The sequence below is a fragment of the Acidobacteriota bacterium genome (assembly GCA_030697165.1).
GTDB lineage: Bacteria > Acidobacteriota > Vicinamibacteria > Vicinamibacterales > UBA2999 > 12-FULL-67-14b.
Map to the genome: position 1 here is coordinate 269,528 of JAUYQQ010000001.1, position 16,367 is coordinate 285,894.

The window sequence follows — 16,367 nt, forward strand, 5'->3', positions numbered from 1 at the left end:
TGGTCCCGCAGGTGTGCGCAAGCGCCCCCGCCGGTGGCGGCAGCGTGCCCACGGGGCTGTCAATAACGGCTCGATGATGCCAACCCCCGCGCCGTTGCCGGCTTTGGCCAGGGTCAGTGCCCGGGTCGCCTCGATAGGATTCGGCACGCTGACCAGTGGTGGGGGAGGTGGCGGTGGTGGCGGTTGCGGCGGCCACTGGCCGCCGGCGACGCCGGCCGGAACGAGAACCACCAACGCCGTAACGAGGGCAATCGGGACGAAGGACCATTTCACCATCGCACCTCCCCTGCTGTCCGAAACTGCACTACGAGAAGGTGATTCGCACCTTGACCTGGATGATCTGACCGGGCAGCAGGTTCTCCACGATAGGGGGCCCGGAGGTTTGACCATGGCGGGTGAACACCGACCAGTTGCAGGTTGCACCGGCGTCCGAGCCGGAGCAAGTTTCCACGTATGTCCAGACTTGCTGGACAAAACTGGAAGACACGGGGGGCAGTTCAATGCTGCCCGCGAGTTCAACGGTTGCCCCCGTCCGGGCGACCGTCAAGTTCTGGGACCAGGGTGACGTCCCTCTCGGATTGGGCCCCGGCTCCGAGATAGTGCAAAAATTTGCCCCGCACGGGCCGGCCATGTAATTACTGAGGTTGATCTGCCATCGCCTCAGCACCAAAGGTTCGCGGGCCAGCATCCTTGGCAGCAACGAGCCTTGATCGCTGAGCGCGTTCTTGAATTCCGTCTGGCTGGCCAGCGTGCCATCCGGGTTCCGCACTTCGATCACCCAATTCCCATGGACCTTGATGCCCTCGTCCTGCGCCGAGGCCGGCTGAGCCGCGCCCGGCAGGAACAGCAACCCCGCCATGAGCGCCCACCTGACGTTCGTTCGGAATCCCATCGTCTTCTCCCTTTCAGTTCCTCGCCTGCTCGCGGACTGCGCGTTCATCGTTTGCCGACCTTCTTGGATTGGATGTTGCCCGCCGTGATCACGCCGTCAACCGTCGCCACGACCGCGCCCTGCGGGCTGCGGATCGTGATCGCGAACGTGTCACGGCTCTTGCCGGGTTCGCCCCGGTCCTCCGCGCGCGCCTCGAACGTGTAGCCCGACGCGCCGTTCCACGCGCCGGCGCCCGTGATCACGACCGAGTCCACCGTCACGCCCGCCTTCGGCCCGCCCTTCGGCTTGCCGGGGCCGAAGGCTGGGTCGTCGTAAAAGCGGACCGATTGAATCGCGGTGGCCTCGAACCGATCGGTCCGCGTCACCTTCTTCACCACCGGCGGGGCCGCCTTGCCCTTGCCGGCGCTCTTGCCGGGCGACGTCACGCTCTCGGTGGTCGTCACCTCGTAGCGCAGACGGTCGTTCGGTCGCGCCCCCCGCAGTCCTTCAGAGGCGTGCAGGTGAAACTCGTGATCCGCATCAGCCGTCTCGATCCGTCCGTTGCCGATGATCCGGCCATCGAGCGGCACGGGTTCGACCACCGCAAACGGCGAGAAGTGTGTGGTCGTACCGCAGACGGTGGACGTGTCGCGCCGGTTCGACGTGGTGATGTCGGTCCACGCCGATCCGGTGTGGTGGAACAGGCGCTGGTCGCTCGTCTTGAAGGCCAACGGGTCGTAGGCGACGCACACTTCGACGCCGCCCGTGAACTGCGCTGTGGTCGCGATGTCGTAGATCAGGGGCGGCTCCGCCATCACGAAGCCGGCCGGCAGTGCCGGCGCGGCGGGTTCCGGCTCCACCGTCGTCTGGCCCGCGACCGTCACCTCCCTGAACCTGAGCGTCACGCCGCCCTGGGAGAGGACCAGAGGGTTGCCGGTCGGCGTGTTCATCGCCTGCAGGTCAACCGTCTCGGTGACGGTGATGACTTCGTCGATCTCAATCACCACGGGTCCCATCACGTCCACCGTGTCGGTGACGGTAACGACCTCGTCGACGGTGATCATTGCGGATGGCCTCACGTCCACAGAGTCGGTCACCCAAATCTGTTCATTCACCGCGATCTCGACGATCGCCAACGCCACCTGCCAGGTGAACGTCGCACTCGATGTCGCCAGGCCGTCGTAGAGAATCACGGTCACCGGATAGGTGCCGGTGGCGCTCCCGAGCGTGCCGGAGATCACTCCGGTGTCGGCGGCAATCGACAAGCCGGGCGGCAGGCCCACGGCCGTGAAGAACAGCTCGGCCTCGGGATAAGCCGTGAAGGTTACCGGCAGCGACACCGTGCCGTGCACGACGTCGACCTGGGCCTCGGGTGCGGTGAGCGTCGGCGGCGGCGGCAGAATGGTCACGGTGAACGTCCGCGTGGTGCGGTCCTGTCCGCCGTTCTCGGTGCCGCCGTTGTCGGCCACCTCCACCATCACGGTAGCCACCCCAACGTTGTTCCGGACGGGCGGCGTGAACCTCACCTCCCCGAACGTGGCGGTGACCGGTCCTGTCACCGATGGACCCGAGCTCACGGCCGTCACCGTGACGACCTGACCCAGCTCGTTCGCCGGTCCGGCCGCGAGGCCGGCCAGCGGCACCACGACCTGCGTGCCGCCAACCACCCGAACGTTCGCGGGTTGATCCAGTCGCGGCGGGTCGTTCACGGGCGCGACCGTGACGAGGAACTGATCCTGCACCGTGAACTCGCCGTCGCTCACGACGACGGTGACAGTAGCGACACCGAAAGCGTCGGGCACCAGCGTGAGCGTCAGGGTGCCGGTGCCGGCCACGCTGTCGACGGATACCGTCACGACATCTGGGTTGTCCGACGACGCCGTGTACGTCAGCCCGTCGACATCTTCTGCATCCTTGAACACGCCGTCGAGAGTGACGACGAACGGTAGCGCGTCCTCGAGCAGCGACACGTCGGCAACCGGCGAGGCCACGAACGGCGGCTGGTTCACCAGGGTCACGACGAACGTCACCTGCGCCCGCGTCGTCCCGCCGCGGCCGTCGTCGGCCTCCAGTTCGATCTTCTCTGAACCCTCGAAGTCGGCCTCCGGCGTGTAGGTCAGCTGATCGCCGGCCAGTGTTGCCGCGCCGAACTCGGGCCCGACAGTGAGGCGGTAGCTCAACGTATCGCCATCCGGGTCGACGGCCGCGAGGGTGACCGATACCGGACCACTGCCGGACACCTCGACCGTGAGGCTCTCGAACACGGGGGGATCGTTCGTCTTCGTCACCTGGACCCGGATCCGCCCGGTCGCCACGCCGCCGGCGCCGTCGTCGGCCCTCACCACAATCGTGTCGATGCCGTCGAACCCGGCGTCCGCGGTGTACACCACCGTGTCGTCCGCGATCTCGGCGGTGCCGTGCGCCGGGCCCTCGTCGACCGCATAAGCCAGCTTGTCGCCGTCCACGTCGGTGGCGCCAATCGCGACCGTGAGCGGCACGCCGGACACGGCGTTGACGAGTTGGTCGGGCACCGCCGGTTCGTCGTTCACCGAATGCACGGTGATGTGCACGGTGCCCCACGCCGTGGCGTCGTGACCGTCGTCGATGCGGTACTGGAACGAGGCCGCGCCGTGGAAGTCCTGCGCCGGCGTGAACACGATGACGCCGGCCTCGAACGTGACGGTGCCGTTAACCGCGGAGTCGCTCACGGCGACGATCGTCAGCGTGTCGCCGTCCGCGTCGGTGTCGTTGGCCAGCAGCGTCGCGGGCACGATCTCGAGGGGCGTGTCCTCGTCGGTCTCGATGGGGTCGTCCACCGCCACCGGCGCGCGGTTGAGGTTGGCCTCGGTCACGACCTCGACGAAGTTGTTGCCGGGGACGGGATCCGTCATCCAGATCGCCATCGACGCGACCTCGAGTTGCGCACTGCTGACGCGGGTCCCGGCGACCGACGCCACCTGCTCGAAGGTGACCGTCCACGTGTCGCCTTCCGCGAGGCTCGGCACGCTGCAGAACCAGGACTGCTGCCCACTGGCCGCGCCCGACGCGGAACACATCGGCGTCGACGCCGTTCCCGAACCATCGAAGGTCAGGGCAAGCGCGCTGCTCACCGACGCGTCGGGGCCGTGGTTAGTCACGACGGCCGTGAACGTCACGGACTCACCCACGCGATACGACGCGTGCGAGGCCTCGAGCGACACTGCCAAGTCCGACACGACCAGCGGGATCGTGACCGGAGCGGTCACGGCATTGTTGCCATAGTCGGGATCGATCACGGCGGCGAAGGCGTGCGCCGACAGTTGGAACGTGCGCGGGGACTCGGCCGCGAGGGGCGTGGCCGGCAGCTCGAACATCGCCTCGTCGCCGGGGGCCATGGCCGGCACCGTGCAAGAGGCCTGGCCACCGCCGCCAGACATGTCGCACCAGGTGCCAGCGGGGCCCGCCCTGACACGCGCAATGCCGATCGTCGCCGTACTTGACGCGAGTGCCGAGAACCCCAACGATGAAGCCGCCGCTGGCCCGTCGTTTTTCACGAGGACGACGACGAGCGGGATACCCGACTCCGGATCCCGCTCCACCCCGACGATCGTCACCTGCAGGTCGGCCATCTCGCCGGCCGGCGTGGTGATCACGACTGTCGCCGACGCCGTGCCGCCCAGCCCGTCGCTGATCGCGTAGGCGAAGCTGTCGGCGCCGTTGTAGGTCATCGACGTCGGCGTGTAGGTGATCGACGACCCTGCAATGGTGGCCGTGCCCTTCGCTGGCGCCTGCGTGATGCCGGTGATCGTCACCGGGTCGCCGTCGGGATCACGGTCGTTGACCAGTACGTCGATCGTGACCGGCCCGCCCTGCGTCACCGCCGCGTCGTCCGCGGCCACCGGGTCCTCGTTCACCAGCGTCACGGTAATGACGACGTTGGCCGGCGCCGAGCCGCCGCGCCGGTCGCTCGCGTCATAGACGAACGACGCGGTGCCATGGAACACCGGGTCCACTGTAAAGTCGACGTGGCCATCCTCGCGCAGCACGGCGAGACCGTTGGTCGAGCCGCCCACCGCGATGATGAACAGGTCGTCGCCGTCCGGATCAGAGTCGTTGGCCAGCAACTGCGACGCCGGAATCGTGAACGTCGGCGTGTTCCGGTCGATCTCGAGCGCATCGTCCACGGCGACCGGTTCCCGGTTCATGTCGTCGACAAACCACCAGAACGTGATCGGGGTATCGCGCACACCGTCGGAGACCGTCACCGTCACCTGGAACGAGCCGGACGATTCCATGGTCAGCGTGCCGCTGATGACGCCGGTGTTCGGGGCGATCGCCAGCCCAGGCGGAAGCCCCGTCGCCATGAAGGCGACAATCTTGCCCTCGCCGACCGACCAGGTCAGCGGCAACGAGATCGTCTCGCCCTCTTCGCTATGCTGGTCGCCGGGATGATCGATCGACGGCGGCGGCGCACCGGGCTGCACGGCCCATGTGAACGATGCGCTCGACTGCGCCTCCGGATCGCGCACGGTGACTGTCACCGGGTAGCTCCCCGCGGATCCGTACGGCAACGTGCCACTGATCGCGCCCGTTCCCGGATCGATGCCGATCCCGCCCGGCAAACCCGTCGCACTCCACGAGAGCGGATCGCTCTCGGGATCGCTGGCCTCGAGCGCCAGCGTGACGATCTCGCCCTCAGTATGTATCTGGTCGCCCGGTCCCACTATCGCCGGCGCCTGGTTCGGCGCGCCGCACTGGCGCAGCGATGGGCCAGTGGCTGCATTGGCGATCTCCGTGGCGGTCAGCACCCGCTTGTAGAGCGCCACATCGTCGATCGCGCCCGCGAAGAAGTTGGCGTACGCCACGCTCCACCCGGCCTGCGATGCGCCGATCACCAGCGGCTCGCGCTCGAAGTCGCCGTTGGACATCGTCCACCCGTCATGGAGCGCCGCCGAAGCATCGAGGACACCATTCACATAGAGCCGCGCCTGCAGGGCCGGCCGGTCGATCACGAGCGCCGCGTGGTGGAAGGCACCGTCGGCCACCGGCGTCGTGCCCTCGATCACGACCCACGGGGTGCCGTCTGCACCGTTGTAGCCGTTGTCGTGCATCGAGGCGCGGACGACGCCGCCCTGCACGTACAGATACCAGGCCGCGTAGCCCTGAGGGGACCCACAGCACGGCGCATTCGCTGTATCGTTCTGCGAGGCGATCACCTGCGCCGCCGTGCCGCTGACGACGCTGGTCGCAAACCACACCGCGACGCTCGTCGAGCCGGTGCCGGGCCAGTAGTGTTCCGGGTAGCCGTTATCCACGTGGAGGTAGCCCGTCGCACCGTCGAATACGAACGCCTGCCCCACCGCGCCGGGACCGTAGCTGACGCCGCCGACCGCCGTGCCGTGATACGCCGGACCCGACCCGTAGTTGAGCGACGTGCCGTCGCCAGGCCACCACGCCGTGCGTCCCGACACCGGCAGCGCGCAGGTCGCCGCGTTGATGCGGGCCGTGACGACGATGCTGTTGTCGGCGAGGCCGGCGTCCTCTTCCGTGCTGGACACCACCACGGGAAGCTCGGAGATCCCGGTGGTGAGCCCGCTCACGTTGATCGTAATCGTGCCGGTGGCCCCGGACGCGAGACGGTCCTGCCCCACGCCACCGCCGCGCACGCGCCACGCATCGAACGTCAACACACCCGCGGCGTTGCTGATCGGCGCCGGGTTGAGGCTACTGGCCGTGGCCCCGGCCGGCAGCGTCACGCGGACGCGGACGCCCGAGGCTTCCCGCGCCGCGGCGTTGGCGACGTCCAGCGTGTAGGTGACCTGCGTCCCGGCCACCGTCGGATTCGGCGAGGCATTGCCCGTCACGCGCAGGTCGACCGGCGGCTCCCCACCAGCCCCACCACCCGGCCACGGCGACGAGATGCGGATCCGGTTCGACGTCCAGTCGTAGTACGCAATATGCGGGACGCCGGCCGCATCGAACCGCAGGTACGGCGGCTTCACCCACTCCACTCCGCTGAACCCTGGACGCACCACGCGGCTCTCGACCCACGCGCCCGACGCGCGCGAGGTGTAGTACAGGCCCTGGCCATAGCGCCAGTAGGCCACCGCCGGCGCGCCAGAGGGATCCAGCTGCAGGCTCAGGCCATAGGTCACGCGAGAAGCGTCGGCATTGTCCACGTGCGCCCACGTCGCGCCATCGTCGGACGACCGGAAGTAGCCGAGCACGCCGCGATCGAGTTCGCCCGTGAAGTCCAGCCCGCGCGCGACGATGTGAACCGTGCCATTCGGCCCAGGTTGGATCGCCACTTCGTCGCTGTAGTAGTTGACGGTGGCCACCTGGGCCGGTGCAGTGCCGGGCCGCATGTACATCACGTGCCCGTTGACGTTGATGTAGGCGACGTGGGCGCGGCCGTCGGCGTCCATGGCCAGATCGAACCCGCGGATGAGCTGATCAGCGGTGAGCGACTGCCCCTCGAACCTAAAAGGCCCGGAGTTGGTGCAGTGGCCGCGCGCCGTGACCCGGTACGGCCAGGCTTGCCCCGGACCGCCGTCCACCTTGTACCGCACGTAGATGCATTCCTGGTGGTTGCCGACATGCTCGCCCGTTGACACCAGGGCGCCTGGGGTACCGTCGGCATACGCGCGCAGGTCAGCGCGGTAGGTGTGATATGTCAGGTTGCTGCTGTTGCCGCCCACCATGAATAGATAGGGCCGGCCATCGTTCCCCACCGCAAACTCGTGCCCGCTGCCGTTCTGACTGGCAGTCCCCCAGAAACCCTGGCTGCCCCACTGGCGCTTCAGCCAACCGTCCGCCAGCTTCTCGCTCCAGTAGGTATCGTTCGAACCGCCGCATCCCTCGACTTGGGTCCAGCCCACCATCGGCGTGCCGTCGGGAGCGAAGTCGAATCCATTCACCCTGGGATAGCGGGTGCAGTTCGGCTGCCCCAGCGTGACGTCCGCGACGTCGTCGGCCAGCCAGATCACACCCGGCGCCTGCGCCGAGGGAAGGGCCCCGGTCGAGAGAATGAGAGCGGCGACGACCAGCGCCGCGCCAACGAGGGTGCGGGTCGCAACAGGCGGCACGGCTCCCCTAGTTCTTGCGATAGACCCGGACGTCAACGGGACGCTGGCCCTTGACGCCCACCAGTTCCATCACCTGTCTGAACGTCGCAACCAGCGTGTAGCCGTCCGGCGCCGGATCGCCAGGCATCACCAGCACCACCGTGCCGCTGGGCACTGCACCTGGATCACCCTTGTCGCCCTTCTGGCCCTGCGGTCCTGCCTGCCCCTCGGGTCCGGGCGGGCCCTGCGGTCCTGCGGCCCCCTGGGGGCCCGGCGGACCACCTAGGCCGACCGTCGATGAGCCGTGCGGGACGACCGTCACCGTCACGGAGTCCGACACTTGCGCGCCGTCCAACCCGACCACGGTTGCGATAAATGTATGGGTGCCCAAGCCGAGCTGCGCCGACACGGACCAGGAATTCGATACCACGGCGCCGTCCTTCGACCAGTAGATGGCGGACGCGCCCGTGAAGCTCGCCTGGCGCGCGAAGGTGGTCCAGAAGCTGGCCGAGAGCGGATTCGACGGGTCGCTCGGCTGCACGAACGCGGTCAGCGTTTCATCCGGGCCAGCGTCCACGGTGGCCGGCCCGCTGCCGCCGCCGCCCGCCGGGTCGACCAGCCAGCGGAAGTTGTCGAGGAGCACGGTGGAATCGTCGATGCCGTCGCCGGAGTCCCAAATCAAGAAGTGCAGCGTCACCGCCTCGAGTGCCGTGACCGCGGCCGATGCGGTCAGCCATCCGGTGGCGCCTTGCTGCTCGAAACCGGTGCCGGTCAGTAGGGACGACCCCTGCGTATGGGCGAACATGGCCGTGTTCGACGTGACCGGCGAGCCGGTGTCGTCGACGCTGATCGTCGTAAACGTGCCGGCCCGCTCCAGGATGATGGCCATCGCGTCGCCGAACGACGTGCACACATACTTCGGGTAGTCAGCCGAGTAGTAGTTGAAGTCGATCGCCAGCCCGTTGACGTTGCCCGGCGCTGTGAGCGTGACGGCCACATGGGTCTGATCCCGCGGCGCGCCAGCCACGGTGCTTGGGCACTTGGAAGATTGCACCGGGAAGCCGGGCGGAACGACGCCGGCCACATTGTGGTTGACGGTCTTGTTGTAGCCGTTATCGCCGGGCGCGGCCGCTCTGCCCGTTGAGAGGATGGCGATGGACGGGCCGGCCAGCGGCAGCACGGAGCCGAACTTGGCCCGGGCGGCCGACGCGCCGGTCAACACCGGCGCGCTGATCTCGGCCACCAGCACCGCGGTGGTGGCCGGAATGTCCATGGCCTGGACCAGGTGCGAGGCACTCGCCGACTGGCCGGCCGCGCCGGATGGGTGCCACAACATCAGCAACGTCAGACCTATGACGGCCCACTTCACATCTCTTGCTGGCAACATTCGGTCTCCTCGTCGCGCCGGAAGACACGACCTCCCACTAGAGGCGGGCATAGGTTGGTTTTGCTCACGCGGGCTGGGAATGGCAGAATCTTGGGCGATTCATGTCCGGTGCCGACCCCCACGACATCGAGGCGTTCGTGCGCCGCTACGCGCGGCTGGTGCGGACGGTCGCCATGCGGGTGGGTGGCCCCCGGGGCCGGGAAATCGCCGAAGACGTGGAACAGCGCGTGTTCCTCAGCATCTGGCGGCAGATGGAGCGTGAGCAAACCATTACCAACCCGTCCTCTTATGTTTACAGGTGCGCCGTCCGGGAAACGGTCCGGATGCTCACCGAGACCGACGAACCCGCCGAGGCGGATCCGGTCGAGCTCGAGCAGCAACCTGGCGGCGACACGCCCGCGGATCACCTCGCGCGGCGCGAACGGGCGCGGCTGACCGCGGAGGCGTTGCGCGAGATGGCGGCTGACCGGCGGCGCGCGGTGCAAGCGCACCTGGCCGGGTTTTCGGTGAATGAAACAATGACGATGTACGAGTGGTCGTATCAACGCGCGCGCAACCTGGTCGCCAGGGGCATGGCCGACCTGCGTGCCGGACTGCGAAAACGAGGAATCGATGGCTGACGTTCATGCCTTCCGGTCGCCTCATGTCGATGAGGCGGCGTTCGAGCGGCTCGTGCTCAACGAGGTCGGCGCTGCGGAGCGAGCGACGCTGTTCGAACACATCACCGGCTGCGCCTCCTGCGCCCGGGTCTGGCGGGGGTTGCTCGAGCTGCGCCGAGAGGCGGAAACCGAGGGCCTGATTCCAGCCGCGGTTGCGCCGGTCCCCATCTGGCGGTCGCCCATCGTCGCCCTGGCCGTGGCCGCCACGCTGGTCGTGGTGATCGGCGGCGTCGTCCTTAATCGCCAGACGAGCGACGATTCAACCACGCTGCGCAGTGGCACAACCGTGGGCGTGGAGGAACTGTCGGCGGTGGCAGGAGCCGGTGGCACGCCGACGCTCTCCTGGTCACCGGTGCCGGCCGCCACCAGCTATCGCCTTGATGTCTTTTCAGAAGATGGACAACTGGTGTGGACCCGCGACGTCACCGCGCCTCCGCTCTCGTGGCCGGACGACGTGCCCCGGTCAGCCGGCCTGTACCGATGGCGGGTTGAAGCGCTGGCAGCCAACGCGGTGGTCGCCCGCTCCCGGCTGGCCGAGCTCGAGGTTTCACGGTGACGTGGCGGCAACGGGTCGGGACCGTCACCGGGGTCCTGGTCGTCGTCCTGGCCCTCGCAAGTGGTGGCGCGGCGGCGCAGTCCGCCGTCACCGCGGACGAGCGGACGGCTTCGCCGTATCACCTGAGCCAGGGCTCCCGCAGCATGGTGGAACGGGCCGAGCGCCACGAGCGGCTGGCCCGCGTGGCCCAGGCCGGGGGCGACCACGCGCAGGCCGCGCGGCACCTCGCCAAGGCGTGCTACGCGCGTTCGGAACTGACGATCGATGTCGGGTTGAGCGCGCCGGCCTGCCAGCAGGCACGCACGCTCGCGCGCGTCCACAAGGTGGTCGATGCCGAGGTGTCGCTGCTGGCGACCGAAGGCAACATGCGGGCCTGGAGCCTGGACATCCCAGGCGCCGTGAATCGCCTGACGGCGGCCATCGCGCGCGGCGCCGAACTCGATCCCAGCCGGCCGGAAGGTGGCCCGCTGAACGATGCGCACTTCACCTTCGGCGCCATCATGATCGAGGCGGGCCAGTATGACGCCGCGCACCGCGAGCTGACCTTCGCGCGCGACAATTGCACCAAGTCCGGCAACCCCACGTGCCTGGCCTACGCGGAGACCTGGCTGTGCCGCCTCCATACCCAACTGGGCAATTACGGCGCGGCGCGCGCGGCGTGTCAGGCGGCACAGGCGGCGGCCGATGGCGACGTCTTCGTGCTGATGAACCTCGGCTGGATGCGGGCCGACCTCGAAGCCGCATTGGGACGCGACGACGCCTCGCTCGCGGCGTGGCTGGCCGCGTGGCACACGGCGCAGGTCCGCGGCGGCGAGATGCTGTGGCCGACGCTGATGAACAGCATCGCCGACACGCTCGTCCGGCTCGGCCGCCTCGACGAGGCCGACGTCTGGCAGCGAAAACTCGAGCAGGCCAACGCCTCAGGTTTCTTCCCCGACAGCTACCTTCCGCAAATGGCGATGCGCCGCGGGCAGATCGCCATGGCGCGCGGCCGGCCCGACGAGGCCGCCACGGCATTCACGGCGGCCGCGGAGTCGTCCATGTACGAAGTGATGGTCGGGGCCCAGTACGGGCTGGCCGCGGCGCGCCACGCACGCCGCGACTTCGCCGGCGCCGGCGTCGCGCTGGAGCAGGCGATTACCCGCATCGAAGCCGGCCGCACCAGCATCACCGGCGCCACCTTGCGCGCCAGTTATCTGTCACTGCACGCCAAGGCGTACCGCGAGCTGATCCGCGTGCGCTGGGAAGCAGAGGGACCGGCGGCGGCCGCGGCCGCTCTCGAAATTGCCGAAGCCGGGCGGGCCCGCGCCCTGCTCGATGCGCTGTCATCGGCACAGGTAGCCGGCGCCGCGGCGCCGACATTGAGCGCGGCGGCCGTACAAGCCACCCTCGGCCAGGACGATGTGCTCGTCGAGTACGTCTCGGCCGACAACCTGCTGCTGGCGATCACCGTGACCCGCGATCACCTCGCGATGACCGCGCTGCCGCTCGCCGGTACCGCCACCGATCTGGGTCGGCGCATCGACTTCTTCAGCGCGTTGGTGCAGGAGAGCAAGGACGAGACCCGGCTCGGTCCCACCGCAAGCCGGCTCTACAACGACGTCCTCGCGCCGGCGCTGGCCGGCCTGCCGTCAACCGCACGCAACCTGATCATCGCCGCCGATGGTCCGCTGCATCGATTGCCCTTCGACGCGCTCGGCCATCCCGTGCCGCTGATCGAGCGGTGGAACATCGTGACGGTGCCGTCCGCCACTGTGCTCGCCAACCGCGTTCGTCGCGACCAGCACACCGGGGCCGCGCTGGTGGTCGCCGCACCGGCCACCACGGCCGCCCTCGATCCGCTGCCGGCAGCGGCGGCAGAAGCCGCGGCCATCCGCCGGCGCGTCGGCGGTGAAGTGGCTGAGCTGACTGGCACCGAGGCCACCAAGACGCACCTGGCCGCCCACGGGCTGTCCCGTTTTGCGGTCCTGCACTTCGCCAACCACGCGGTGGTGGACGAGGAGCGCCCGCTGCGGTCGGCGCTGATGCTCGCCGGCGACGACCGGTGGACGGCCGAAGAAATCTACCGGCAGAAACTCGGAGCCGACCTGGTGGTGCTGTCGGCGTGCAGCACGGCAGCGGGCGCGCCGTCACCGGGTGAAGGCGTCATGAGCCTGTCGCGAGCGTTCCTCTATGCCGGTGCCGCCGCCACGCTGGCAACCCTGTGGGACGTGCCCGACGCGCCGGGCCCGATCTTCGCCGACGTGCTGTATCGCGAGCTGGCGGCCGGCCAGCCACTCGGGGCGGCAGCGGCCAACGCCCGCCGCGAGCTGCGTCGGCGCGGCGCCCCGCCGCGGGCGTGGGCGGCCTACGTGTTGACCGGCAGTCCAGGCGCGCAGGTGGGCATCACGGCGCGGCCGGCCCCCTGGCATTACTCCGCATCTACCGCCGGCAACCTGGCCGTGATGCTGTTACTGGCAAGCGTGGTGGTGTTCTTTACGACGCCTGGCAGGACGTGGGTCGTGACGTCCGCGGCCGGGGCTGCCGCCGCTGGCGTGGCGGTCATCCTCGTGATGCCCTGGCCGGCAGGGAGCCTGGGGTTGCAATCCGGTGGCGAAGTCGATCGTGGCGCCACCGGGGCGTCCATCGAGCCGATCGTCAGCCATGACCGGTTGGTCTGGATGCCGGTGCCGTCAGCCGACGAGCACATCGTCGAGGTGTTCGACGCCACCGGGCTGCCCATCGGCCCGGCGACGACCACGCCATCTCCCTTCGCGATCCCGGCGACGACCGCCGACGGGTGGATTCGCGTCGAGGCCCGGCGGCAAGGCGAGTTGCTCGCACGCTCGGCCCTGGTGCGACTGGCCGGGCGTCCTCGCTGACCGGTACTTCCTGCAGCGCCAGCGCGGCAACTGGCTGAAGTTCGATCAGCCCTCGCTCGGGGGCGCTGGCATCGACACAGCGACGGCAGGAAGAGTGGCCGGTGGCGCCAGGGCGCCACCGGCTCCAGGCTCACGTTAGAACCGATAGATCAGCGAGAAGCGGTAGCGGCGCGGCTGCAGGAACGAGCCGCGCGCGCTGGCCTTGCCGAAGTTGTTGACCGCGGTCGTGCACGCGGCGGTGGCGGTGTTGCCACACCAGGTGACGTTGTTGCTGATGATCTTCTCCTCGTTGTTGAAGAGGTTGAAGGCCTCCGCCCGGAATCCGGCCTGGTGGCTGCCGGCGACCTTCCAGGTCAGCTCGGTCGAGAAGTCGGTGACGTTCTCCATGCCGTCAAGAACGTCGGAGCCCAACTCGTTGTAGTAGTACGTCGCGGTCGGACCGGCGTTGTTCTGCGTGCCGGGCGTCAGGACGTTGACGGTTCGCTCTTTCTGGTAGCGCCGCTTCGAAATGAAGTCGGTCAACATGCCGACCGTGACATTGACCGGCCCGAACCCGCGCACGTAGGCGGCGTTCAGCTTGAAGTTGTGCGGACGGTCGTAAATCGGCGAGCCGTACTTGTTGGCGCCGTTGTTGACTTCCGCGCACGGGATGATGCCGCCGTTCCCGACCGTGAGGTCGGCGGTGGTCCGGCATTGGGCGTCGAGGTAGTCCCCGAGGGTGGTGAAGTTGTTGGCGAAATGGTTGCCGCGGGTCTGGGAGTAGGTGTAGCTGCCCTGGGCGTTCCAGTTGTTGGCAAACCGCTTTTCGAAGGTGAGCTGAACGCCGCGATACTTGCGCTCGGCGGGTTCGTAATTGACGACCTGGCGCAGGATCGTGTTGTCGGGGTTGAAGGTGCGGACGTCGTCGATCAGGTTGTCCCACTTGCGGGTGATGAACCGCACGCCGGCACCGAGCGACTGGCCAAACTGCCGTTGGAAGCCGATGGTGCCCTCATCCATGTGATACGGCTCGAGGTCGGTGTTCGGCCGGAAGGTCGAGCCACTCAGCTGTACCCGATTCGAGAACACATACGCGCTGCCGTTCCAGACGAAGTTGTCGTAGTTGGTCTGCTGCGGCACGCTGGCGAAGGCGTCGGAGAAGCCCTGGATGATGCTGGCGTAGTAGCGTCCGTAGCTGCCGGTCACCAGCGTCTTGCCGTCGCCGGTGATGTCGTAGGTGCCCGAAACACGCGGCGTGAAGACGGCGGTATCGACCGTGTCGGAGCCGACGTCGCTGGTGCCGGTCTGCAGCTCGTAGCGCACGCCGGCTTCGAGCGAGATGCGATCGCTCAGCTCGAACTTGTCGCGCGCGAAGACCGCGTGAATCTTGCCGGTGGAGGTCGACGGGCCGGCATCGAAGTCGCGCCGCGACTGCGGCACCATGGCGCCGGTGGCCTGGACGTAGGATTCGGCGAAGTAGAGCTGCCGGTTCGGGTAGTCGAACTGGGAGCTGGACTCGAGGTTCTGGAAGTCGTACCCGACCTTGATGTTGTGCGACCGGCCGCCGGGCGACAGGAACCAGTTGCTCGCGACGTTGAACTGCTGCCGCGGGCGCTCGACGAAGCCCGAGAACGTCGCGCCGTTGTAGTACTTGCTCTCGGCGACGTTGAAGATTGGCGCGTTCGCCAGGCGGCCGCTGGCCTCGAACGTGTCGACCGTGATCAGCGAGGCATAGTTCGCGAACGCGGCCTCCATGGACCAGTTGTTGCGCACCACGCCGCTCCACTGCGCCGCCCAGTTGGAGGCGCTCTGGCTCTGTCCGGTCAGGGATTCGCGTTCGGCGGCGGCGCCCCAATAGTCGATGACGAACCCGTCGGAAGGCGACCGGTAATACTTGACCCAGGCCGTGTGTCCCTCGGCGAGCTGCACGGTGCCGCGGATATTCGAGAACTTGTCCTCGCGCACCTGCTGGAAGTCCTCGGGGATCTGGCCGACGGTCTGCCGCTGCGGCGAGGTGCTCTGGGCCAGCTCGTAGGTACCGAAGAACCACGCCCGGTCCCTCCAGATCGGCCCGCCGCCGGTGAACGAATACACCGGATTGACCTGGTCGAACTTGACCCGTGCGAGCGACGCGCCGGTCACCTCGCTCTTGGTCGTGTTCTGCTCGTCCCACTCATCGTTCAGGAAGATGTACTTGGCCGACCCCTCGAAGCGGTTCGTGCCCGACTTGGTGACGACATTGACAATCGCGCCCTGCGCGCGGCTGTACTCAACGCCGGCCGCCGAGGTGTACACGGACACTTCCTGGATGGCTTCGAAATTCAGGTTGGTGCCAAAGGTGCCGGTGGTCGGATCGGTCGTGTCGACCGCGTCGATGATGAACAGGTTGTTGCTCGTCAGCGCTCCGAGCGCATTGACGTTGCCGGTGCCCACCACGCCGGGGGCCGCGCCGATCAGCGACTGATAGTTGCGGCCGACCGGCAGCTTGTCGAACTCTTCGCGGCGCACCGTCGTGGTCGCCGTCGCGGTCGTCGTGTCGACGATCGGGGTGCTCCCGGTCACGACCACGGTGTCCGTCAGGGCGCCCACGGTCAGCGTCAAGGGCAGGTCGGTGTTCTTGCTGGTCTCGACGACGTTATTGGAGGCCTCGGCAGTGTTGAAACCCTGCAGGGTCGCAATCACCCGGTACTGGCCAATCGGCACCGCCGGAAACAGGTAGCGGCCGTTCCCATCAGTCACCGTCGTTCGCATGAACCCGCGGTCCTGGCTGGTGACGGTGACCGTTACGCCGGGCAGAACCGCGTTTGAGCTGTCCATCACGGTGCCGGAGATGGTGCCGGTCTGCGCAGGCTGCGCCCAGCCGGTCAGCGGCATCAGGGCCAGCAGGCCCAACAACAACCCTACGCCTCGTAGCAATCTCATTTCATCCCTCCAGAACAGCAGTTCAAACCTAGCCGTGGCATTTTACCTATAGACTCTCGGCTTTTGTCCCTGGATCCTGCATGGCTCAG

General features: G+C 68.0%; 7 protein-coding genes. 3 read left to right on the forward strand and 4 right to left on the reverse strand.

The genetic code is table 11. The annotated features are described in order from the left end of the window. Window positions 1-304 precede the first annotated feature (304 nt). The 3 genes from Q8T13_01135 to Q8T13_01145 all read right to left on the reverse strand — a co-directional run bounded on the left by Q8T13_01135 (window position 305) and on the right by Q8T13_01145 (window position 9,301). Window positions 305-859, reverse strand: coding sequence for a hypothetical protein (locus Q8T13_01135; protein MDP3716353.1), 555 nt, complete (start codon window positions 857-859; stop codon window positions 305-307). A gap of 77 nt (window positions 860-936) precedes the next feature. Then, a complete protein-coding gene (locus Q8T13_01140; protein ID MDP3716354.1) occupies window positions 937-7,935 on the reverse strand; it encodes a tandem-95 repeat protein in 6,999 nt (2,332 codons plus the stop codon). A 7-nt stretch (window positions 7,936-7,942) separates the two neighbouring features. Further along, complete coding sequence (locus Q8T13_01145; GenBank protein ID MDP3716355.1) at window positions 7,943-9,301, reverse strand: choice-of-anchor L domain-containing protein; 1,359 nt, start codon at window positions 9,299-9,301, stop codon at window positions 7,943-7,945. Between the two features lie 101 nt (window positions 9,302-9,402). On the opposite strand from Q8T13_01145, the gene Q8T13_01150 reads away from it, so the two are divergent. The 3 genes from Q8T13_01150 to Q8T13_01160 are packed head-to-tail and all read left to right on the forward strand — an operon-like array spanning window position 9,403 to window position 13,377. Continuing rightward, window positions 9,403-9,921: a sigma-70 family RNA polymerase sigma factor gene (locus Q8T13_01150; GenBank protein ID MDP3716356.1), complete on the forward strand. Its 519-nt coding sequence runs from the start codon at window positions 9,403-9,405 to the stop codon at window positions 9,919-9,921. Beyond that, window positions 9,914-10,516 (forward strand): hypothetical protein, encoded by a 603-nt coding sequence (locus tag Q8T13_01155; protein ID MDP3716357.1) that lies wholly within the window; start codon window positions 9,914-9,916, stop codon window positions 10,514-10,516. The genes Q8T13_01150 and Q8T13_01155 overlap by 8 nt, the downstream gene beginning before the upstream one ends. After that, window positions 10,513-13,377, forward strand: coding sequence for a CHAT domain-containing protein (locus Q8T13_01160; GenBank protein ID MDP3716358.1), 2,865 nt, complete (start codon window positions 10,513-10,515; stop codon window positions 13,375-13,377). The genes Q8T13_01155 and Q8T13_01160 overlap by 4 nt, the downstream gene beginning before the upstream one ends. Before the next feature lie 135 nt (window positions 13,378-13,512). Here the strand turns inward: Q8T13_01160 and Q8T13_01165 are convergent, their stop codons facing one another. Then, entirely contained in the window at window positions 13,513-16,278 is a 2,766-nt protein-coding gene (locus Q8T13_01165; GenBank protein MDP3716359.1) for a TonB-dependent receptor, read from the reverse strand. Window positions 16,279-16,367: the final 89 nt, after the last annotated feature.

Bases quoted from the DNA above. Each gene is read 5' to 3' on its own strand.
- Q8T13_01165 (MDP3716359.1), bottom strand. From the start codon at position 16,278: ATGAGATTGCTACGAGGCGTAGGGTTGTTGTTGGGCCTGCTGGCCCTG.
- Q8T13_01135 (MDP3716353.1), bottom strand. From the start codon at position 859: ATGGCGGGGTTGCTGTTCCTGCCGGGCGCGGCTCAGCCGGCCTCGGCG.
- Q8T13_01150 (MDP3716356.1), top strand. From the start codon at position 9,403: ATGTCCGGTGCCGACCCCCACGACATCGAGGCGTTCGTGCGCCGCTAC.
- Q8T13_01155 (MDP3716357.1), top strand. From the start codon at position 9,914: ATGGCTGACGTTCATGCCTTCCGGTCGCCTCATGTCGATGAGGCGGCG.
- Q8T13_01145 (MDP3716355.1), bottom strand. From the start codon at position 9,301: ATGTTGCCAGCAAGAGATGTGAAGTGGGCCGTCATAGGTCTGACGTTG.